Below are 21,612 nucleotides of genomic sequence, written 5' to 3' on the forward strand. Positions count from 1 at the left end.
TACAATATGTATGATGATTAAAAGGTATTAATGAATTACTGAATAAGTAATAAGTAATCAAATTTAGTTAATTGTTATTGTTTCAGCCGGAAAATGGTAATATAATATGAAGTGACTGTTTAAATGTAATAGGAGAATGTACAGGAATGGTGATTCAAAATGAGTAACACAAATGATGAACTCTTAAAAGAAGCAATCGATGTATACTTATCGTCATTGAAGTATTTGGATAGTTTTGTATCAGAACCGGCAACTCAGTACGGATTATCGTTTGAGCAGTACTTAATCTTGCATACAATTGCTGATCGAGAAAATGTTTCTTTAATGGACATTGCTGCCGAACGGAAGGTAACTAGAAGTGCGATTTCCAGACAAATCAAGGTATTGCTACAGCACGACTATATCTACCAAAAACCGGCTGAAAGTGATCGTCGTCGTCTTTACTTGCATCTGACTCCAAGCGGCCAAGATGTTGAGCGGAAAGTTTATGAATTAACCACCAAGCGGTTTGATAACTGGATTTCAAACTATGGTGAAGATAAAGCGAAGAGTATTATAAGTTTTATTAAGGACTTTCATCTCATGAGATGAACAATTTCACTGCCGAGTAGTGACAAAAACCAAGCAGCCCACAGCTGCCTGGTTTTTTGGTTACAAATATTAAATGCTAACGTCTTCTTGAAGTTCCAGCCATAAGGCAATAGGCGTCGGATTAAAATCTGGCCACTCGGCGATGTGTTGGTAACCACGTTTAAGTAAGTGGCTTACACGGGTCTTTTTTAAGTCGTTAAAGACGGTTAAGGCAAATGGATTATCTTCTAAATCGGTTATCACGGTTGTTAGACGATGATCTTTCCACTCTGATAATAGATCTTGATAAATTAATAATTTACGAGCATTTTTGATTGTATAATCTACGCCATTTTTTTGTAGTTCATTTATGTAATCAGAATATTCATTAATAACTGCTTGTTGAGCCGTCCGCCACTGATTTTCATTAAAAGTGGGATACTTATCACTCATAATTATGACCTCCTAGGTCAAAGGTTTATAAACTAATTTAACACCAATTATTGAGTTTTTGCAAAATGAATTATACATATCGATGCTTGACAAAATATAATAGGTATCTTTATAATGTTTGTCACATGGTAAACAGAGATCTAGCAGTGCTGAAAGCTAGAATTTGAAAATGGCGATTTATCGGTGCAACCGTTATCAGCAATTAAAAGGCAATAAATTATTGTAAAAAATGGGTGGAACCGCGTTTAAAAAACGCCCCTGGTACTAGAAATGTACCAGGGGTGTTTTTTATTTTGATTTTGGAGGTTTTAAAGTATGGAAGAGGATAAAAAAGCACTATCTAGGTCATTAAAGAGTAGACATATTCAAATGATTGCCATCGGTGGTGCAATCGGAACCGGGTTGTTTTTGGGTTCCTCAAGCGCTATTCACTTATCAGGACCATCAATCATCTTATCGTATTTAATCGTTGGGGGTTTTTGTTTTTTGCTGATGAGGGCAATCGGAGAATTATTACTTTCCAATCAAGCTAAACATTCATTTTTGGACTTTGTTAAGGAGTATCTTGGCGATCGATTTGAATTTGTTACTGGTTGGACATACTGGTTTTGTTGGATTAGTTTAGCTATGGCGGATCTAACAGCCACTGGAATTTATGTTAAATATTGGTTCCCTAGTATTCCGCAGTGGATTCCGCCATTAATAATTTTGGGGATTTTATTCTTTGCTAACAAAGTGAATGTTAAGCTATTTGGTGAGTTAGAAACCTGGTTCTCAATGATTAAAGTAGTCGCTATTATTGTATTAGTTGCGGTTGGTTTCTTCTTGGCAATCTTTAAGTTTAAAATTACTGGTGGTTACACTGCCGGATTCAATAATTTATTTGATCATGGCGGATTTTTCCCAACGGGAATTAGTGGCTTCTTGCTTTCGTTCCAATGGTAGTTTTTGCGTTTGTTGGTATTGAAATGGTAGGGATGACTGCTGGTGAAACTGATAATCCTGAGGAAAATTTACCCAAGGCAATTAATAGCTTACCAATCAGAATTGGTTTATTTTACGTTGGTTCAATGATCGCTGTTATGAGTGTTTTTCCATGGAACCACATTAAAACTAGCGTTAGCCCATTCGTTCAGGTTTTCTCTGGAATTGGAGTAGTTGGAGCGGCCGGAATTTTAAATTTCGTTGTTTTAACGGCTGCAATTTCTGCAACTAATAGTTGTTTATTTAGTACTAGCCGGACAATGTATGCGTTAGGGATGGGTGGCAATGCATCATCGTTTGTCACCAAGTTATCCCGTAATGGTGTCCCTAATTTAGCACTAAATGTGTCCACTGTAGTATTGTTATTTATTGTGGCATTAAATTATTTCATGCCAGAAGGCGTATTTAGCTTAGTTTCTAGTGTCTCAACAATTAATTTTGTCATTGTTTGGGTAATTTTAATTGTGGTTCATCTAGTCTATCGTCACCAACATCCAGAAGGGGCTAATACCTTTAGAATGCCAGGATATCCAGTTGCTGATTATGCGACCCTATTGTTCTTTAGTGGCATTTTAGTGTTCCTATTATTTAATTCCGCTACCAGAATCCCAATGATTATTTCACTTGGATCGTTCGTTCTGTTACTCTTAATATATGAATTTGGTGTCAAAAAACATAAGTAACTTCTAAGGGGTCGAGCAGAATGATCGAGAGTCATCAAATGGATAATTATAAGTGGATTGAAGTAGTTGAACCAACTAAAAACGAACTTGATGATGAGCTGTCTAAGGTCAATATTTCAAAAAAATATTTTAACTACATGATTGATAATTATGAAGAACCGCGAGCAACATTTGATAGTGTGGATAATTTTGGAGCGCTTGTGATTCGAGCGTTGCCCGTTAAAGTTTCTAGTAAAACCACAACGCTACCAATTTTTATTGGGTTTACTCAAACGACATTGATCACTGTGTGTCATGATGCCAAGCAACGAGGGGTCATGGCTGATACCACCAATGCTTCGAGCTTGCCACTAAGAATAATGGCAATCTTGCGGTCAATTGTAGATCATTACTTTGAGTTGCTAAACAGTATGAGTGAAGAAGCGGAGGGGCTAGAGTTAAGTAATCGTCAGGTTACTAATAATCGGTTAATGGCAATTTCTGATCTAAAACGTAAGCTAGTATATTTAAGATCCGCATGTGCGGGGAATTTAATTGCTTTGGAACAATTTAAAACAGTGTTGTCTCAAGATGATCTTAATGATATGGCCACTAAGGAAAATCGGCAGTTGGTTGATGATTTATTGATTGAGTATCGGCAATGTCAAAATAGTTTTGAAATTGTTAGTACCGTGGTGAGTGAATTTGAGGACACGTTTGGAAATATGTTAAATAATCGTTTAAACCAAACTATGCAATTTTTAACAGTTTGGTCACTGGTTTTTGCAATTCCGCCAATTGTCTCAGGATTTTACGGAATGAATATGGGGTTGCCATTTGCTGGTGGTAAGTTCTCTTGGCTAGGATCACTAGTTTTTACGTTGATATTGGTTGGTATTATGATCTGGTACTTACGAAAAAATAAAAAATTATAATGAAGAGCAATTCAAACCATCCCTTTAGGTTACTTTTGGGATGGTTTATTACTGTCAACAAAGTTGGTTATGCCAATATTAAATATATGGGGGAACATTAATGGAGTTAAGAAAAGTCATTTTCGCTTTGATATTATCATTCGGATTGAATGGTGCATTTCCAGTTCAAGCTAAAATGACTGTTTATCATCAAAAGTCTTCTGCACTTAAAAAAGGAGCGATGAGATACGTTAACAATCGGAAGGTTAAGTATGTGCATGTCCCCAAAAAATATCATCACGTGGACGATGAGGCCAACCAACATCAAATAATTGATTCCCAAGGAAAACAGGTGACATTTACGACGAGGTATTTGTTACCGGTGCCCGGTAAAAATAATCAGCATTGGGGCAATCCTCAATCAATTGCGATGAATAAGCATAAGTATATGTATATTGTGTACTGTCCAACTAACCTTAAAAATAAAGGTCGAATTGTTCGCTTTAATGTTAAGGGACTCGATAGTATGGGAATTCGGCTGCATCCTGAACAATTGCAGCGAGTATATAGCAAGAATCACGGTCAATATTCTGACTTACAGAAACAAATTCAAAAGTATATTAAAGTCGGACCAATATTTGTAACAGGTCATGGTCAATCCTTAGCTTATAACTGAAAGAATCATGGCTTGTATATGTGGCAGGATAAAGAAAAAGCACCGCGAGTGCCAACAAGCCAATGGGGTTATATGTTACATATTAACGGTCATAAGTTGCAGCCAGATAAAATGATTCGCTTTAGGCTTAGGGCGAAGCACTTCAGTGTTCCTGGTGGGCATACTTTAACATTTGATCAGACGGGGAACGCATATTTCTGGTCCAATCCTGGGTTTGGCGGATATGTTTATAAAGGTAAAATCAGCAAACGAACGGTAAAATTTCGGTTAACTCATCAAATTTTACGTCATATTCCGGGTACCAGAATTCAGAGTATGGGATATAATCAAGTAAGGAAGCGGTTATTGTTAATCTCGGATGGTTCGATTGCTAGTTTTTCGGCTAATCGTCTTAAAGGACATGGTAGTCTGACTAACCATAACTTTGAATGGACCAAATTCAAGCCAATTCGTGAATTTGAAGGGGTGGCTTACGATGGGAGTTCACACGGAAATTTATTAGTTAATCATTGTCCAGAGGTGTTACAGGCCGATAAAGCATTTTAACTTGGGAGGAATTTGTATGGGGTTCAAGAAGTTTAGTACTGGAATTGTTCTGGGGGGATTATTAACATTTGCGTCATTTAACATTGTTAGTGCAGCGACATATGTGCAAAAATCAAATGCAATTCATCAATATACGTCTACAAGTCTGCGGACCGTAAGTAACAGTCAGGTAAATTTTGTGAAGTCTGATGGGAATTACGCTTGGTCGGGTAATCCAACCGGTAGTGAGGCTTTAAATAGTATTAGTGGAACTAAGTGGTCATTTACGACTAAGTATTTATTACCGACAACGCATGCGGTATTTGGAAATTCAAAATATGATGTTACCAATCCGCAATCGGCTGCCACTAATGGTAAAGATTTATTTGTGGTTTATGCACCGCATGAACTGAACGGCAAGGGATTTATTGTGCGCTATGATCGCAGTATGCTAGCAAAAATTGGATTTGCAAAGTCTCAAGCAGCATTAACAACTAAGCCAGCAGTCGCTGGGATTAAAGTTGGGTCAATGTTTGAAGTTGGCCATGGTCAATCATTGGCTTATGATAAAAAACATCATTCTCTATGGATGTGGCGTGACTCAGCAACTATGAAGCCAACCAAATGGTCCACGATTCAAAGAATTTCTAGTGCATCATTGAAACCTAACAAAGTACTCAAATTTCATATGAACAATCATGGTGCCAACGTTCCCGCTGGTCATAACTTAACGTTTGATACCACAGGTCATGCCTATTGGTGGGGGATTTCTGCTGGTAAGGTAAAGATTTACAAGGCAACTATTTCAGGAAATCGAATTGCTGTTACATTAACTAAGCAATTATTAAGCCACCAAACCGGAACTCATCAACAATCAATGGGCTACAACCCTAAGAATGGTCGTTTGTATTTGGTATCTGATGATTCAATTGTTAGTTTGCCAGCAAGTAAATTGAACGGTCGAGGTTCATTAACCAGCGGTTCTTTTAAGTACACTAGATTTAATTCAGGGCGAGAATTCGAAAGCTTGTTTTACGATGGCACAGGTCACGGGATGTTATTATCAAACAGAAATCCTGAAGTATTAATGTCGAATAGTCAGTATTAAAAATTAGAAAAGCGGTTACTAGTGAAAGATTCACTAGTAACCGCTTTGGTTTTTTACTTGGAGTTATCCAGATGATTGGTTAATATTTCAGCAATGCTATCGACGGTGCCATGTAAAATATCGGTATGATTAACATCGATCATGGTGTGTAATTTTTTGTGTCATCATCTAAATATTTTGAAATGTCATTATCGATGACGATGATTGAGTCAGTTCTGCGTTCTAAATTAAGAAAATGGTCAACAGAGACGCGGACATCATGGACGGTATCAGCTACTTTAGCACGTAGATTCTGACAAAAATTATCAATTAGCGCATCATCGACGGCAAGGTTGCCGGTCAGGGTAGGCTGAAAGTTACCATTTCGAATATCACCGACAATTTTTATATCCATTAGTTAATCACCACTTTCTTAATATAGCAATGATTGTAACATCATCGACTATGCGATAGTGGAAATTAATAACGACTTTGTAAATCCTTAAACTGCTTAAGAACTCTTAAAGAATTTAAATGAATAAGACAATAGTACACAGCAACGATAAGGTAATGGCGATATCAGCTTTTTGTTTTAAATTTGTTTGGTTTGATTTTGAATTGGAGAAACAAGAAGACACCAATTAGCACAATTAAACTAATAATTTTGATCACTGATGGAATAATACTTAATGCTAAAAGTACAGTTATGACCGCAATTGTGATGGTGAATGTCCAAGTTGGTTTAGACATAAATAGTGGAAATGTGAATAGGGCATTAAGAAAGATCAATAACGTTAGCACAATTAGGTTAAGCATCGTAATAAAGTGATTATTAATAATCATAATTGCAAAGACGATTCCGGGACCACATATAAGCGAATAAATAATCCAAGCACAATGTGGTTCATCAATTAAGTTAGTAAAAATCAAGCTATTTGCTAAAATTATGCCTAAAATAATTAACAAAACATTTAAAATGCCGATTGAACTAGCTAATCTAATTAGTAAACCAGTACTAATAATGTCTAATAGCAATATTAATATCAAATTTGGCTTGTTAACAAACATTTGATTAATCAACAATGAATAAAATAATCCTAGGATAAAAATTAACACAAGATTGGGGCTAGTAAAATACTGATGTAGTGGCACACCAGCAAACATTGACCAAACAATCACAGGAATTAATACCTGAAGTATCTTATAGGTTGTAGATCGAATATCGAAGTTCACCTTGTCACTTCCTTTTAATTCATATATAAAATAATATTATTAATTAGGGGTGTGGTCAATTCAATTAATAATTCAATGTTTAATTAATTGCAAATTTATGATAGGATATCATAGTTATGAGTTCCCGATAGGCTCTATAAATATATAGAGAATCCTTGTAACCATAAAAAATAATAGGTGGGGGAAAGACGATGCAAGAAAAACATCTTTTTACTTCGGAATCAGTTTCAGAAGGACATCCTGATAAAATTGCTGATCAAATTAGTGATGCAATTTTGGATGAATTATTAAAGAAAGATCCTAATTCACGAGTAGCCTGTGAAACATCAGTTACTACGGGATTAGTATTAGTATTTGGTGAAATTTCTACTAATGCATATGTTGATATTCAACATATCGTTAGAGATACGATTAAACGAATTGGTTATACGGATGGCAAGTATGGCTTTGATGGTGACACCTGTGCGGTAATGGTTGCGATTGATGAACAATCACCAGATATCGCTCAAGGGGTTGATGAGGCACTTGAAACTCGTGAAGGCGATAGTGACCCATTAGATAAAATTGGTGCGGGTGATCAAGGATTAATGTTTGGTTACGCAATCAATGAAACTCCAGAGTTAATGCCACTGCCAATTTCATTAAGTCACAAGTTAATGAAACGACAAGCAGAATTACGAAAAACTGGTCAACTTGCCTATCTTGGCCTGATGCTAAGGCTGAAGTGACTATTGAATACGATGATGCTGGTAAGCCAGTTCGCGTTAACACTGTAGTTATTAGTACCCAGCATGCTGACGGAATTAGTTTGGATCACATCCGCGAAGATGTTATTGAACAAATTATCAAACCGGTTATTCCGGCTGAATATTTGGACGATGAAACCAGATATTTAATCAATCCAACCGGTCGATTCGTGATCGGTGGACCTCAAGGGGATGCCGGTTTAACTGGTCGAAAGATTATCGTTGATACTTACGGTGGTTTCGCTCACCATGGTGGTGGTGCTTTTTCTGGTAAGGATGCAACTAAAGTTGACCGTTCAGCAAGCTATGCTGCGCGTTACATTGCCAAAAACATTGTCGCAGCTGGTTTAGCAGATAAGATTGAAGTTCAACTAGCTTATGCCATTGGGGTTGCTGAACCGGTTTCTATTTCTGTTGATTCATTTGGTACTGCCAAAGTTTCGGAGGAACAACTTGTGGAAGCCGTTCGAAGCATTTTTGACTTACGGCCCGCTGGAATTATTCAAATGCTTGATTTAAATCGACCAATTTATGAGCAAACAGCTGCATATGGTCACTTTGGTAGAACAGATATTGATCTACCATGGGAACATACTGATAAAGTAAATGCGTTAAAAGATTACTTCAAGTTATAAACAGCTAATTAGCAAAACGCCCTTGAATGTTTATTCAGGGGCGTTTTTTATTGGAAACCATTTCAAAGGAGAATAATTATGGCTCACCAAACCAATAGAAAGACCAACGTTCCGGTGGTCACAGTCGCCTTATTTGTGGCCACATTTATGAGTGCTATTGAAGGAACGATTGTCTCAACTGCGATGCCGACAATTATCGGTGATTTGCATGGGGTATCCTTAATGAACTGGGTATTCTCAATTTTCTTGCTTACAAATGCGATTTCAACGCCCATATATGGTAAACTGTCAGACCAGATTGGCCGAAAGCCTATGTTTTTAACAGGTTTATTAATTTTTATTATTGGCTCAGTGATGTCAGGACTTTCACATTCAATGATTGGATTGATTTTCTGGCGAGCAATCCAAGGAATTGGTGCTGGTTCTATTATGCCGGTATCAAACACTATTATTGCCGATATTTATCCGCTAGAAAAACGAGCCCAGGTGCTTGGATTTAATAGTTCAGCTTGGGGGATTGCATCCATTATTGCGCCCTTATTGGGCGGATTTATCGTTGATCATTTGAGTTGGCATTGGATTTTCTTCATTAATTTGCCAATTGGCTTAATTGTGATGGCGATGATTTTCTTTTGTTTAGATGAAGATCGGATGAAGATAAAAACGAAAGTTGATCATCGGGGAATGACGTTCTTAACCATTACTTTATTAGCAGTGATGTGGGCGTTTCAAGTAATTGGGCAAACGCCAATCAATTGGTATGCAATATTGGCATGTATTGTGGTGGCTGGCTTTGCTGGGGTAATGTTCATTAGAACTGAATCCATTGTGGAAGATCCGTTAATTCCGCTATCATTATTTCAAAATCGGACGTTTGTTGCTCAAAACTTAGTTTCTGCACTGGTTAGTGGTTTCTTGATTGGCTATGAAGTTTATTTGCCAGATTGGACCCAAGGAATCTTAGGATTGAAGGCGTCGATGGCTGGATTTGCCATAACTCCAAGTTCGTTGATGTGGATTGTCGGATCGTTTTTAGCCGGTAGAATGATGGCTAAGATGACACCTAAAACTATTCTAAATATCAGTTTAGCATTTGTGTTGATTGGAGCTGGAATAATGGTTGTTATCCCAGCAAATACGCCATTTGTAGCCTTCTTAGTAATTTCGGCGATTTGTGGAATAGGTTTTGGAATTACAATTACTACCACTACTATCAGTGTACAGAACACGGTGAATAGTGATCAAATTGGGGTCGCAACTTCATTTAATACGCTTGCGCGGACCTTGGGCCAATCATTGATGATGTCGGGATTTGGTATTGTGATGAACATGACAATGATGGGAAAAGTTGCTTCTAGTAATGGCCTCACGATGGATATGATCGATAAGCTAATCAATCCGCAAACTGTGCATGAACTACCAGCTAAGTTATTACCAGCCTTAAGACAAATATTATATAGTTCGCTACACAATGTATTTATCGTTGGTCTAATCTTAATCGTGTTAGCATACATTGCTAATACGTATGATAAACGAAAAGAATAAAAAACGGCTTTAGTCGGTATGAGAAGAATCTCAACCTTGACTAAGGCCATTTCTACTATCTTTTTTCAAATGCAAGACAAATAGGTGGGGCTTGGATTTGGTTAATAAATTGATACTGAAGGACATTAAATTCATGTTGATCAAGGGATTGGGCAAAATCAATGATGGCTTTTTTTTCGTCCTCACCGCCAGGATGACCATAGTATAGAACAACGATAACTAAACCATGAGTTTCAAGTAAATTGAGGCATTGTTTAATAGCGGGAATTGAGGTTTCGTGATGAGTGATGATTGTTTTATCTCCACCTGGTAAATAACCCAGATTAAAAATGGCAGCCTTAATTTTGTGTTCTTTAGGGATTACCTCACTAATTTTGGAGTGGCTTACTTGATATAAAGTATAGTTATCATCAAAAATTTGATTATCTGATAATAGCTGTGCAGTTGATTTGATTGCTGTTGGTTGGATATCAAATGCTGATACATGGCCAGTCGTGTGTACTAATTGGGAAAGAAATAAGGTGTCATGCCCATTGCCCATAGTTGCGTCAATTACATGATCACCAGGATTGACAACACTTTGCAATAGAGAATGACTAAACGCTAAAGCTGATTGCAGATGATTTTCATAAAATATGCCACCTTTTAAATAAAATATATGTAGTATTAATAATTATTAGTCCCATACAATAGCCAGCAATCACATCGCTAGGATAGTGGACACCTAAATAAATTCTTGAGTACCCAATGACCATGATGAATAAAATGATTAGTAACTTAGTAATAAATGTGAATGAATTTCGGCGCCCAAAGTGATTCATTAATAATATTAGCGACCCACCAAGCATGATGCTAATCATCGCGTGACCGCTTGGATAACTGGAAGAATGTACGAAGACTAGATGGTGAAGTGCTGGTCGAGGACGATTAATGATGAGCTTAAGAAGTCCATTAATTGGATAAGATAGTACCAAACAATTTATTATAATGAATAAAGCTGCACTTTTTTGTTTAAGTAAGAATAAGACGATAATAATAAAACCGGCAATCATTAACGATAAGCGAATACCCATTAAATTGGTGATGGGGATTAGAAAGGACGTTTGGCTTGGACTCATAGTTGATCTAATTGCTGCTTGAATGTAGTTATCAATTGTTTGCAGTGGTGAATAATGTGAAACCACTAGAATTGTCAGAGTTAAAAAGATGATGGCGGTCACGGTAATAGTTAATTTCTGATTACGATAGTTCAATTTGTTCAATAGAATACCTTCTTTAATAATGATAAATTAAGTATATCATTGTAAAGTTGCTTTTTCTTGAATGATTTGATAGCATTAAAGTCAGCAATTTTAATTTTTAAAAATGATGAAGCGAATTAGTAACTAGTCAACCTTACTTCAGAAATCAAGTGGTTAATGTGAACTTGAAAGGAAGAATAGCGAACTCATCGTGGAATGGTTAATTGAACTAAAGTAAACTAACCCGGTAGCTCCGTTAATGCTTAAGAGTGTCCCTTACTTAGTAAGGGGAACATAGGTGGTACCGCGATAACTCGCCCTATAATAAGTCAGTGAAGACTGAATTTGTTATGGGGTTTTTTTGTTGAAAATTGCAGATAATCAGGAGGATAAAATTTATGGCATATAATCATGATGTGATTGAACGTAAGTGGCAACACTACTGGAACGAAAATAAGACGTTTAAGGCGTCTGATTCAATGGATAAGGAAAAGTATTATGTGTTAGACATGTTTCCTTACCCATCTGGTCAAGGCTTGCATGTGGGCCATCCTGAAGGATATACAGCAACGGATATCATGGCTAGAATGAAAAGAATGCAAGGCAAGAATGTGCTTCATCCAATGGGATGGGATGCATTTGGTCTACCAGCCGAACAATATGCATTAAAGACGGGACACAATCCTCGCGATTTTACAGCCCAAAATGTTAAAAACTTTAAACGTCAAATTAAATCCCTTGGTTTTTCATATGATTGGGATCGCGAAGTTAATACAACTGACCCTGAATATTACAAGTGGACTCAATGGATTTTTGAGCAATTATATAAAAAAGGTTTAGCTTACGAAGATGAAATTGAAGTTAACTGGGCTCCTGATTTTATGGGCGGAACGGTTGTTTCAAACGAAGAAGTTATCGATGGCAAGACAGAGCGTGGTGGTTATACAGTTTATCGAGTACCAATGCGACAATGGGTACTTAAAATCACTGCATATGCTGATCGGTTGATTGATGATTTAGATGATCTTGATTGGCCTGAAAGTATCAAAGAACAACAACGTAATTGGATTGGTCGTTCTAAAGGTGCTAGTGTTTTCTTTGGTGTCGACGGGCATCCTGATGAGAAAGTTGAAGTCTTTACTACTCGTCCTGATACATTGTTTGGTGCTACTTATATGGTTCTGTCACCAGAACATGAATTAGTTTCAAAAATTGTTAGTGATGATCAACGAGCCGTTGTTGAAGCTTATCAAGAAGAAGTTTCCCGTAAATCAGATCTTGAAAGAACAGATCTTAACAAGGACAAGAGCGGGGTATTTACTGGCGCTTATGGAATCAACCCAATTAATGGCAAACAAGTGCCAATTTGGATTGGTGATTATGTTCTTTCCTCATATGGAACCGGGGCAATCATGGCAGTTCCTGCCCACGACGACCGTGACTATGAGTTCGCTAAGAAATTCGACTTACCAATCGTCCCAGTAATTGATGGTGGTGACGTTGAAGAAGCTGCTTATACTGGTGATGGGAAGCATATTAATTCTGATTTCTTAAACGGCATGAACAAAGATGATGCGATTAAAGCCGCTATCGATTGGTTAACTGAAAAGGGGTATGGTAGTGAAAAGGTTAATTATCGTCTTCGTGACTGGATTTTCTCACGCCAACGTTACTGGGGTGAACCAATTCCAGTAATTCATTGGGAAGATGGTGAAACTACTCTAGTTCCGAGGAAGAATTACCATTAAAGTTACCAAAGGCTAAAAATATTGAACCATCTGGTAGTGGAGAGAGTCCGCTTGCTAATATCGACGATTGGGTAAATGTCATTGATAAAAATGGCCGTAAAGGTAAACGAGAGACTAACACTATGCCACAATGGGCTGGTAGTTCTTGGTACTTCTTACGCTACGTTGACCCAGATAACAAGGATGCGTTAGCTGATTACGACAAGCTTAAATATTGGTCACCGGTTGACTTGTATGTTGGTGGAGCAGAACATGCAGTTCTTCATTTGCTTTACGCTAGATTTTGGCATAAGTTCCTTTATGATATTGGGGTAGTGCCAACTAAAGAACCATTCCAAAAGTTAGTTAATCAAGGAATGATTTTAGGAACTAACCACGAAAAAATGTCTAAATCAAAGGGAAATGTAATTAACCCCGATGAAATCGTTGAAAGTTTCGGTGCGGATACACTTCGAGTTTATGAGATGTTCATGGGACCTTTGGATGCTTCTAAACCATGGAGTACGGAAGGAATCAAGGGAGCACATCATTGGTTAGACCGAGTCTGGCGCTTAATGATTGATGATAACAATCATTTGCGTGATCGGGTTACAACCATTAACGATGGTTCATTGGCTAAGGTTTATAATCAGACGGTTAAGATTGTTTCTGATGACTTTGAAAACATGCGCTTTAACGTTGGAATTTCGCAAATGATGGTATTCATTAATGAGGCTTACAAGGTAGATGCTTTGCCAATTGAGTATCTTGAAGGTTTTGTTAAATTGCTTGCCCCCGTTGCACCCCATATTGCTGAAGAGTTATGGAGCTTGATGGGTCATAACGATACCATTGCATATTCTGATTGGCCAACATATGATGAGAACGAATTAGTTGAAGATACTATTCAAATGGTGGTTCAAGTTAATGGTAAAGTGAGAGCCCACATCGAAGTTGCTAATGATGAAGATCAAGATAAGGTAAAGGAAGTTGCTTTAGCTGATGAAAAGGTTAAAGAGTTTACTGATGGTAAGACGGTTCGCAAAGTGATCGTTGTGCCAAACAAAATTGTTAATATCGTTGCTAACTAAAATAAAATCTAAATAAAAAATCCTCGAGAATAAGTCTCGAGGATTTTTTATTGCTGTAAATCGTTAGCCGAACCAGGCTGGTAGTTTTTTGACCAAATAAATTTAGTTACCTGTTGATTAACCGCTAAGTTATTATTGTGGAGTTGTGAATGTTGGGCTTTAGCCCCGAAGTTTCAAAAGTTTGATAAAAGCTAACTTTATCTCTTAATAAATAGCCAAGAGATAGATCGGAGGTGGCAGTGACGACGCCATCAGAGTTTGACCCATCACCTAAATTACCAAATATATTTAACACCCTGGCTTGATGAGGGAAGTTATTTCTTAACCGGTATAATAATTTATATTCAGGATGAATAATTTTAGGCCGGCCATCTGCTAGTAGCCGGTTTTGGTTCGGCATATCATCCCATAATGTCTTTAATGGACCAGTAGTTGGCTGATTGGCCTTGTGATTATTAATAATACCATCATAAGGTCCGGCGATTAGACAAAGCTTTTGAGTTCGGGGAAGGTCACTACGGTTACCGTTTAACATATTATAGTAAACGGCCGCGTATGCACCCATTGAGTGCCCAACAAAATTTAAATTATTAACATGATACTTTGATTTTAATAATTTGCATACTTTGGTAATCCAGTGAGCATATTGAACCTCACCAGCGCGATTATTGTCGAATTGGAGCATAATAATTGGATTGCGCATCCATTTTTGATAGTTCCATCAACTACAATCTTACCATTGGAACGGACGTTGATAATCATCCGTTTCTTAGCGACGCCCCTAACTTCAGCAGAGGTTACCATATCACGTTCTGCCAGTAAACTACTTGACCAGCCGTGAATAAACAGTGTTGGGGTATTATCACTCACAAACCGTGTGTCTGGTTTCTTTAATTCCTGTGGTCGTGAGTGCCATAATGATAGCGCAGTTAGGATAATTATGATTATTCCAATGATAAAGTATAAGGTACGGAAGCTATTGAAACGGAATTTTGAAAACATATTATTCTTTTGCCACCTTATTCAGTCTTGATAATCGAATTCGATTTAGGAAATACATATAAATATACGACAGAATAAAGGAAATTGCCAGAGCAAAAAGTGTTTGAACATAGGGGGATTGAATTCCCATCTGGGCTGATATGTCTAGTAGTGCTTTATGAAGGTACATCATTCCAAGGGTTTGCTGGCCGATTAATTGAAGAAAATGAACAACAAAGTGTGGTGTATATTCAGATAGGAAGTAACAAAAACTAAAGACAACCACACTAATTAAAATAGGAATAATCGCAGCATAGGAAATTCGTGATAAGGCAATGTGATGGAATGATGCGTGGATTTGTCTTGATTTTAAGAAAAAGCCAAAGTTGAAACGGTCCGTATGCTGCATGAATATCAACCAAATGGTAATTAATACGGAAGGAATAATAAGCCATAAATCAGTGACAATTTTTTGAATGTTCTTGAAATAGAGATACCCAAATAAAAACAAAAAAGACTACAATCAATGCAACATCAAAATCCCATGGAAGATATTTATATTCCAAGAAAAAGATATGTTTGTAACTGGTTCCAATAATTAAAGAGAGAAAACCGATAATAATCAAGGATTCTCGACTTTTAATGTATGTAATCAGGAGTGTCACAAGGATTAAGGCAATGATGTAAACATTAATGTACCAAAAAACACTCGTATAATGATTTAAAGTTTGACCACCATAGATTAACCGGACAAAGTAGAACGCAGTGTATTTCCAGGTTTCGTGTCTAAGAAAATGTGATAGAAATATTAAGATCGTCCCACAGAAAACGTAGGAAATGAGTAACGGAAAAACTCGTTTCTTGAAAAACTCCAGCCACTTACCGTTCTTAACTGGTCTTAAGAAGAAACCTCCCATGATGAAGAATATGGGCATATGCCACCAATACAGAAAATGATACAGCGTTCCATGATAGGTCAATGAGTGACCTAAAACAACGGCGATAATTCCGATTGCTTTGGCAACATCGATCCATTCAATTCGCTTCTTACTCAAAATATTCACCCCAATAGATTTAATGTGTAATTTTACCCAATAATAACATTTTAGTGCATTTACTAATTTTAATACAATACTTTTTGATTATATAAATTAAAAGTTAGTTAATAAAGATTTATAAATAGATTCAACGAAAGATTGATAATAATTATATTCTTGATAAAATAGTACGAGTGTATTAAATCGATGAAAGTGGGATTTTAAAAATGAATGAGATTGACAATTCTCAAGGAGACGCTTCTAGAGATAAAATGCTTTCTGGTTCGGCGTGGATGACAGCTGGAAGCATTTTTTCAAGAATCCTTGGGGCTATTTACATAATTCCTTGGCGTCAATGGTTTGGGGATTATTTCTATCGGGGAAATGCCCTATACGGATTTGGCTATAATATTTATAGTTTTGTTTTAATTGTAGCAATTGCCGGAATTCCATCAGCGATTGCAAAGCAAGTCTCCCACTATAATGCTATGAATGAGTATGGTGTCGGAATCCGTATTTATAAAAGAGGATTGGTTCTTTCCGCGGCTTTAGGCATCATTTCGGCCTTGGTACTGTATTTTGGTGCGCCACTTTTAGATGGGGGAAATGACAACGTTGTTCCGGTACTTCACTCGCTAGCTTGGGCCGTCCTAATCATTCCAACGATGAGTTTAACGCGCGGTTACTTTCAGGGGTATCAAGAAATGGCCCCATCGGCAATTTCGCAATTTGTTGAGCAATTAGCTCGAGTTCTATATATGTTAGCAACTGCTTATATTATCATGGAAGTAATGCATGGTGACTGGATCACAGCTGTTTCGCAATCAACATTTGCTGCGTTTGTCGGAGCAGCTTTTGGAACGTTAACCCTTGGCTTTTACTACCTAAAACGACGAAAACATTTTAGGGGATTGGTTGCAAATAGTAATAATCAAATTCAGGTTTCACCTAAGCAACTATATCGAGAAATTATTGCCCAGTCCGTTCCGTTTATTATCTTGGGTGCTGGAATTACCATCTTCCAATTAATTGATCAATATACTTTCTTTCCAATCATGAATAACCTGCATGTCTTCACTCCAAATCAAGTTAGTGATTTGTTTGCTATGTTTGCGGCTAATTCTAATAAGTTGATTATGATTTCAATTTCGCTGGCTTCTGCATTGGCTGTTACGGCGGTACCATTGTTATCCGAGGCATTGACTAATAATCATAAAAATGAAATTAAAGCTCAAAATACGAATGTATTGTCGATGTTTATGTTTACGATGATTCCAGCCGCATTAGGGATGGCCGCAATTGCTGGTCCCCTTAATCGAGCTTTCTATGGGATAGAATACCAAGGACTTGCTGCTAACGTCTTGACAGTTTCTTCAATTGTTTCAATTTTAATGGGACTGTTTGTGGTTGCTTCTGCAGTAATGCAAGGGTTGTCAGAAAATAAACGTGCTGTGAAATACTTCTTTATTGGGACTGCAGTCAAATTGGTTGTTCAATGGCCATGTGTGCACTTCTTGGGAGTATTTGGTCCCTTGATTTCAACGGCAATTGGTTTGTTAGTTGCTAACTTTTTAATTATTCGCTTCTTGAAGAATCATTTTGGTTATGACATGCAACAGATTAAAGGCACCCTAGTTAATGTTGGCATTGCAGCATTAGTGATGTATGTTGTTGCCTTAGCAATGGTTTATCTTGGCAATATGGTCATGTCATTATTTACTAATCCATTTAGCGGTTTGGTTAGTGTCCTGGTGGCGGTAATCGCCGCTGTTGTTGGTGGCTTTGTGTATGTTTACCTAACACTAAGAACTAGAACAGCTGATATCGTGCTTGGAGCAAGAAGCAATGGATTAAGAGCTAAATTAAGAATTAAATAACCCAAAAAGCTGAGACATATTATGTCTCAGCTTTTTTAATGTTCATTATTTTTCATAAACTTGGGTAATGCCATTGAAATTTGGTGAGGGAGAACCACATATTGTTCTTTTGCTAATTCTTCAGCAATCGCACTATGAGTGTACACAGCAGCCTGAACAGTCTGAAATGAATTACCAAATTGACAGATAAAACCACCGATTATGCCTGCTAAGTATCTCCCATTCCACCAGTTGCCTGAGCAGGCGTCCCAACAGTATTTTCGACCGGTTCTTCGGTAGGACTATACATCTGGGTTCGGCTTGACTTAACAACTACAATCGCATTTAGGTGGTCAGTAGCTCGTTGATTTTTTTCAGGGTTTTGCTCCGCTATAGGGATATTAACAACTCGTTGCCATTCCATCTGATGCGGGGTTAATACATTCGTTGTGATTTTTGGCAATGGTATTTTTCCATTCGCAATAATGGTTAGGGCGGAACCGTCAATGATTAATGTTTGGTTGGATGTAACGGCAGTAAAAACGGTTTTTAAAACATTAACACTGTTTACGTCAGTCCCTAGACCAGGACCAATAACGATAACATCTGCCGATGCAATTAAATCAACGGCGTTGTTCAATTCGTTAATACTTTGAAACATTGCCTCGGGAACTTGACTATGTAAACTACTTTGATTTGACTCATCAGTAATGGTGGTGACCAAACCTGCCCCTGAATAGACGGCAGCCATAGTTGCCATAATAATAGCACCACCAAAGTTGGCGTTACCGCCGATCAAGACAATTCGGCCAAAGGTCCCTTTGTAACTGTTGGCTGGCCTGGTTTTAATCATACTTAGAACGTCTGCGTTAATCTTTTTCATAATAATGCCTCCATGATTTTAGTATATCATTGTTAGATCAGATTAATTGAACGTAACCCGACTGAATATGATAAAATGTTAGCAAACAAGGTAGAAAGAGAGCGCAGCTATGACAATTAATTGGAAAGCTTTAGCAAACGATTATAAAGATGAATATTTAAATGATTTGAAGTCATTAATTGAAATTGAAAGTGTTCGAGATGACGAACATGCAACTGATGAATACCCTTTAGGTGAAGGACCAACTAAAGCCATGGAACAATTTTTGGCTATGGGTGAACGAGATGGCTTTAAAACGGTTAAACTAGATAACACTGTTGGCTACATCGAATATGGTTCAGGTGATAAGACCCTAGCGATTCAATCACACGCTGATGTAATGCCGGCTGGAGATGGTTGGAAAACGGATCCATTTAAATTAACGATTATTGATGACAAAGTATATGGTCGTGGAACTTCAGATGATAAAGGGCCAGGTTTAGCTGCTTACTATGGTTTGAAGATGCTCAAGGCTCAAAATATTGAACCTAAATTAAAGATTAGGTTGATCATTGGGACAGATGAAGAAAGCGATTGGACGGGGATGAAACATTACTTTGAAGTTGAACCCCAACCAACGTTTGGCTTCTCACCAGACGCAGAATTTCCATTGATTAATGGGGAAAAGGGTAATGCCACATATGAAATTAAGTTTGGTAGCCAAAATGGAGAAGAATTTGTGCTTAAGAATTTTGACTCTGGCCTAAGAACTAACATGGTTCCCGGTAAGGCAACTGCTTTAGTCGAAACTGATGATAATCAATCATTTGTTGCCTCATTTACTGATTTTTTGGACAACAACCCCGTAGCAGGTGAAATTGAAGTTACTGATGAGGGAGTTCAAATTTTAGTTACTGGTAAACAAGCCCATGCAATGGAACCTAAGAATGGAATCAATGCTGGAACATACCTTGCTAATTTCTTGAATCAATTTGCTTTTGCTAGCGATGCTCATAAATTTCTTCAACTAGCTGGAGAAGTATTGCATGATGATTCTCGAGCTCACAAGATTGCTGCTAACTACACTGATGACATTATGGGTGATGTCACAATGAACGTTGGAATTTTGAAATTCAACGAAGCCAAGGGTGGACTGATTAACACTAACTTTAGATATCCTAAGGGAAGTTCAGATGAAATTATCTTGGAAAAATTAAAGAAAGTTTCCAATGACGTGACAGAGCTATCACACATGGTTCCTCACTATGTTGAGAAAGATGATCCAATCGTTTCAACACTTCTCGGGGTTTATGAACGCCAAACGGGAGAAAAGCATGTTGAACCAGAAGTTGTTGGTGGTGGGACCTATGCGCGTTTGATGGATCGAGGAGTTGCATTTGGCGCTCTCTTCCCAGGCGTTGAAGATACTATGCACCAAGCTAATGAATTCCAACCAATTGGCGATCTAATCAAAGCAATGGCTATTTATGGTGAATCAATTTACGAACTGTCCAAAGAAGGATAGAAGTGAGGTAGAAGATGACCAAATTTAATTACTTCAACGTTGTTGTCGGAGTTGATGGTTCTCAGGCATCTGATTTAGCCTTCAAAAAAGCGATGAGGATTGCAGCTAATAATCATGCTCGCCTTGTGGTGGTGGCTGTGATCAATGAACGAAACTTGGTTAGGATTAATAAAGGAGCATCGGTTGGTTTTGGTGCAATTAGCCCTAATTCAATTGAAGCACTTAAAAATGATGTTCAGGTTCGAGTAAGTAACTATATTCAAATTGCTAAAGAGGAAGGCCTTGAAGCAATTGGAACAGTCAGATACGGTGATCCAAGAGACATTTTAACGAAAACAATAATTAATGATTATGATGCAGATGTTTTAGTGGTAGGTGCTACAGGTGCTGGTCCAGTAACTAGGCTCATGATGGGATCAACGGCTACCTATGTAGTAAGTCATTCGCCAATTGATGTTTTTGTGGTTAGAACTGAACCCGAAATGGAATAATAAAAAACACGTCCGTTAAAGGGCGTGTTTTTATTTAGATAGCTTGTTCTTCTTCGGGTTTTCTGATGGTAGCTAGTTTTTCGTCGATTTGGTTAAGAACGATATCAACGTTACCAGGAACTGATAAATCATACTTTTGAAGATCAATCTTCATCTTAGGACTGACATCATATTCGTCAAACCATTTCTTATAAGCTGTCCACATTTTGAAGTAGTATTTTTCTAAGTCAGGATTATCATCAAATTGTTCATAATCACGACCACGTTTTTTGATTCGGTACTTGATAGTATCGAAATCACTGTCAGCATAAACTAACAAGTCTGGTGCTTTTTTTGGCATTTGGTCGAGTTCGTTCATCATGTTATCAAGTAAAGTTAAGTAAACTGATAGTTCAGTATCAGTGATGTTGCCTTCAGCGTTGTTCTCTCTAGTAAAGAGTGCATCTTCATAGATTGAACGATCAAGGACATTGTTATCGTCACTAAGAGCTTGCTTGATCATTGAGAATCGTTTATTAAGGAAATAGATTTGCAACAGAAAACCGTATTGTTTCTGATCTGAGTAGTAAAGTGGCAGTACCGGATTTTCGCCTACTGGTTCAAAGAACGCTTTCGTTCCTAAATGTTCTGCAATTTTGCCAGTAAGTGTAGTCTTACCAACACCAATCATTCCTGCTGTGATTATCACCATATTAGCCCCTCTTTTTTTAAAATTACAATATATAGTGTACCATAAATTTACTACCACAATATATCCAATTTTAGCGAATT

The 21,612-nt window shown here is 37.4% G+C and carries 17 protein-coding genes, 5 pseudogenes, 1 riboswitch and 1 other annotated feature; of the genes and pseudogenes, 12 read left to right on the forward strand and 10 right to left on the reverse strand.

Annotated features, from left to right (window positions below; translation table 11 throughout):
• Positions 1-159: 159 nt before the first annotated feature.
• Positions 160-591 (forward strand): MarR family winged helix-turn-helix transcriptional regulator, encoded by a 432-nt coding sequence (locus NBRC111893_RS03570; RefSeq protein ID WP_125008022.1) that lies wholly within the window; start codon positions 160-162, stop codon positions 589-591.
• A 69-nt stretch (positions 592-660) separates the two neighbouring features.
• Here NBRC111893_RS03570 and NBRC111893_RS03575 read toward each other — a convergent pair whose 3' ends face one another.
• A complete protein-coding gene (locus NBRC111893_RS03575; RefSeq protein WP_125008023.1) occupies positions 661-1,023 on the reverse strand; it encodes a hypothetical protein in 363 nt (120 codons plus the stop codon).
• 315 nt (positions 1,024-1,338) lie between these two features.
• On the opposite strand from NBRC111893_RS03575, the pseudogene NBRC111893_RS03580 reads away from it, so the two are divergent.
• From NBRC111893_RS03580 to NBRC111893_RS03595, 5 genes and pseudogenes are all read left to right on the forward strand, one after another.
• Positions 1,339-2,690: pseudogene (locus tag NBRC111893_RS03580) on the forward strand (amino acid permease).
• A 20-nt stretch (positions 2,691-2,710) separates the two neighbouring features.
• Positions 2,711-3,604, forward strand: a complete 894-nt coding sequence (locus NBRC111893_RS03585) for a magnesium transporter CorA family protein (RefSeq protein WP_125008024.1) — start codon at positions 2,711-2,713, stop codon at positions 3,602-3,604.
• A gap of 100 nt (positions 3,605-3,704) precedes the next feature.
• Positions 3,705-4,259, forward strand: a complete 555-nt coding sequence (locus NBRC111893_RS11110; protein ID WP_225417545.1) for a hypothetical protein — start codon at positions 3,705-3,707, stop codon at positions 4,257-4,259.
• Positions 4,260-4,307: 48 nt separating this feature from the next.
• Positions 4,308-4,805: a hypothetical protein gene (locus tag NBRC111893_RS11115; protein WP_225417547.1), complete on the forward strand. Its 498-nt coding sequence runs from the start codon at positions 4,308-4,310 to the stop codon at positions 4,803-4,805.
• Between the two features lie 16 nt (positions 4,806-4,821).
• Positions 4,822-5,892, forward strand: coding sequence for a hypothetical protein (locus tag NBRC111893_RS03595; protein ID WP_125008025.1), 1,071 nt, complete (start codon positions 4,822-4,824; stop codon positions 5,890-5,892).
• 139 nt (positions 5,893-6,031) lie between these two features.
• On the opposite strand, the gene NBRC111893_RS03600 is transcribed toward NBRC111893_RS03595, so the two are convergent.
• Positions 6,032-6,286: a hypothetical protein gene (locus NBRC111893_RS03600; protein WP_125008026.1), complete on the reverse strand. Its 255-nt coding sequence runs from the start codon at positions 6,284-6,286 to the stop codon at positions 6,032-6,034.
• 164 nt (positions 6,287-6,450) lie between these two features.
• Positions 6,451-7,104 (reverse strand): hypothetical protein, encoded by a 654-nt coding sequence (locus tag NBRC111893_RS03605; RefSeq protein WP_125008027.1) that lies wholly within the window; start codon positions 7,102-7,104, stop codon positions 6,451-6,453.
• A gap of 109 nt (positions 7,105-7,213) precedes the next feature.
• Positions 7,214-7,298: riboswitch (SMK box riboswitch) on the forward strand.
• Here NBRC111893_RS03605 and metK point away from each other — a divergent pair.
• Both metK and NBRC111893_RS03615 read left to right on the forward strand, forming a co-directional pair.
• A pseudogene (metK, locus tag NBRC111893_RS03610) lies at positions 7,296-8,485 on the forward strand (methionine adenosyltransferase). (Overlaps the previous riboswitch by 3 nt.)
• Before the next feature lie 78 nt (positions 8,486-8,563).
• The gene (locus tag NBRC111893_RS03615; RefSeq protein ID WP_125008028.1) at positions 8,564-10,030 is read left to right on the forward strand and encodes an MDR family MFS transporter; all 1,467 of its coding nucleotides are present in this window, start codon (positions 8,564-8,566) and stop codon (positions 10,028-10,030) included.
• 55 nt (positions 10,031-10,085) lie between these two features.
• Here NBRC111893_RS03615 and mnmM read toward each other — a convergent pair whose 3' ends face one another.
• Both mnmM and NBRC111893_RS03625 read right to left on the reverse strand, forming a co-directional pair.
• Entirely contained in the window at positions 10,086-10,649 is a 564-nt protein-coding gene (mnmM, locus tag NBRC111893_RS03620) for a tRNA 5-(aminomethyl)-2-thiouridylate-methyltransferase MnmM (RefSeq protein WP_125008029.1), read from the reverse strand.
• A gap of 7 nt (positions 10,650-10,656) precedes the next feature.
• Complete coding sequence (locus tag NBRC111893_RS03625; RefSeq protein ID WP_125008030.1) at positions 10,657-11,292, reverse strand: phosphatase PAP2 family protein; 636 nt, start codon at positions 11,290-11,292, stop codon at positions 10,657-10,659.
• A 97-nt stretch (positions 11,293-11,389) separates the two neighbouring features.
• Positions 11,390-11,596, forward strand: a binding site (T-box leader).
• A 73-nt stretch (positions 11,597-11,669) separates the two neighbouring features.
• Between NBRC111893_RS03625 and leuS the strand changes: the two are divergent.
• Positions 11,670-14,089: pseudogene (leuS, locus tag NBRC111893_RS03630) on the forward strand (leucine--tRNA ligase).
• Between the two features lie 124 nt (positions 14,090-14,213).
• Here the strand turns inward: leuS and NBRC111893_RS12075 are convergent.
• The 3 genes and pseudogenes from NBRC111893_RS12075 to NBRC111893_RS11125 form a co-directional block, all read right to left on the reverse strand.
• Positions 14,214-15,091: pseudogene (locus NBRC111893_RS12075) on the reverse strand (alpha/beta hydrolase).
• A 1-nt stretch (position 15,092) separates the two neighbouring features.
• Complete coding sequence (locus NBRC111893_RS11120) at positions 15,093-15,479, reverse strand: hypothetical protein (RefSeq protein ID WP_225417549.1); 387 nt, start codon at positions 15,477-15,479, stop codon at positions 15,093-15,095.
• 49 nt (positions 15,480-15,528) lie between these two features.
• On the reverse strand, positions 15,529-16,125 hold the full coding sequence (locus tag NBRC111893_RS11125) for an acyltransferase family protein (RefSeq protein WP_225417552.1): 597 nt from the start codon (positions 16,123-16,125) through the stop codon (positions 15,529-15,531).
• A gap of 209 nt (positions 16,126-16,334) precedes the next feature.
• On the opposite strand from NBRC111893_RS11125, the gene NBRC111893_RS03645 reads away from it, so the two are divergent.
• Positions 16,335-17,984, forward strand: a complete 1,650-nt coding sequence (locus NBRC111893_RS03645) for a putative polysaccharide biosynthesis protein (protein ID WP_125008031.1) — start codon at positions 16,335-16,337, stop codon at positions 17,982-17,984.
• Positions 17,985-18,019: 35 nt separating this feature from the next.
• Here the strand turns inward: NBRC111893_RS03645 and NBRC111893_RS03650 are convergent.
• Positions 18,020-18,846: pseudogene (locus NBRC111893_RS03650) on the reverse strand (NAD(P)H-hydrate dehydratase).
• A 109-nt stretch (positions 18,847-18,955) separates the two neighbouring features.
• Here NBRC111893_RS03650 and pepV point away from each other — a divergent pair.
• Together pepV and NBRC111893_RS03660 are read left to right on the forward strand one after the other, a co-directional pair.
• Positions 18,956-20,350 (forward strand): dipeptidase PepV, encoded by a 1,395-nt coding sequence (pepV, locus tag NBRC111893_RS03655; protein WP_125008032.1) that lies wholly within the window; start codon positions 18,956-18,958, stop codon positions 20,348-20,350.
• A 14-nt stretch (positions 20,351-20,364) separates the two neighbouring features.
• Positions 20,365-20,841, forward strand: coding sequence for a universal stress protein (locus NBRC111893_RS03660; protein ID WP_125008033.1), 477 nt, complete (start codon positions 20,365-20,367; stop codon positions 20,839-20,841).
• Between the two features lie 34 nt (positions 20,842-20,875).
• Here the strand turns inward: NBRC111893_RS03660 and NBRC111893_RS03665 are convergent, their stop codons facing one another.
• Positions 20,876-21,532 (reverse strand): deoxynucleoside kinase, encoded by a 657-nt coding sequence (locus tag NBRC111893_RS03665; protein ID WP_125008034.1) that lies wholly within the window; start codon positions 21,530-21,532, stop codon positions 20,876-20,878.
• Positions 21,533-21,612 lie beyond the last annotated feature (80 nt).

Origin of the sequence: Lentilactobacillus kosonis (assembly GCF_003864335.1) — a bacterium.
In the GTDB taxonomy this organism is placed as follows: Bacteria; Bacillota; Bacilli; order Lactobacillales; family Lactobacillaceae; genus Lentilactobacillus; species Lentilactobacillus kosonis.

Coding starts and splice junctions, on each gene's coding strand:
- NBRC111893_RS03570 (WP_125008022.1), top strand. CDS start 160: ATGAGTAACACAAATGATGAACTCTTAAAAGAAGCAATCGATGTATAC.
- NBRC111893_RS03575 (WP_125008023.1), bottom strand. CDS start 1,023: ATGAGTGATAAGTATCCCACTTTTAATGAAAATCAGTGGCGGACGGCT.
- NBRC111893_RS03585 (WP_125008024.1), top strand. CDS start 2,711: ATGATCGAGAGTCATCAAATGGATAATTATAAGTGGATTGAAGTAGTT.
- NBRC111893_RS11110 (WP_225417545.1), top strand. CDS start 3,705: ATGGAGTTAAGAAAAGTCATTTTCGCTTTGATATTATCATTCGGATTG.
- NBRC111893_RS03595 (WP_125008025.1), top strand. CDS start 4,822: ATGGGGTTCAAGAAGTTTAGTACTGGAATTGTTCTGGGGGGATTATTA.
- NBRC111893_RS03600 (WP_125008026.1), bottom strand. CDS start 6,286: ATGGATATAAAAATTGTCGGTGATATTCGAAATGGTAACTTTCAGCCT.
- NBRC111893_RS03615 (WP_125008028.1), top strand. CDS start 8,564: ATGGCTCACCAAACCAATAGAAAGACCAACGTTCCGGTGGTCACAGTC.
- NBRC111893_RS11120 (WP_225417549.1), bottom strand. CDS start 15,479: ATGCAGCATACGGACCGTTTCAACTTTGGCTTTTTCTTAAAATCAAGA.
- NBRC111893_RS03645 (WP_125008031.1), top strand. CDS start 16,335: ATGAATGAGATTGACAATTCTCAAGGAGACGCTTCTAGAGATAAAATG.
- pepV (WP_125008032.1), top strand. CDS start 18,956: ATGACAATTAATTGGAAAGCTTTAGCAAACGATTATAAAGATGAATAT.
- NBRC111893_RS03660 (WP_125008033.1), top strand. CDS start 20,365: ATGACCAAATTTAATTACTTCAACGTTGTTGTCGGAGTTGATGGTTCT.
- NBRC111893_RS03665 (WP_125008034.1), bottom strand. CDS start 21,532: ATGGTGATAATCACAGCAGGAATGATTGGTGTTGGTAAGACTACACTT.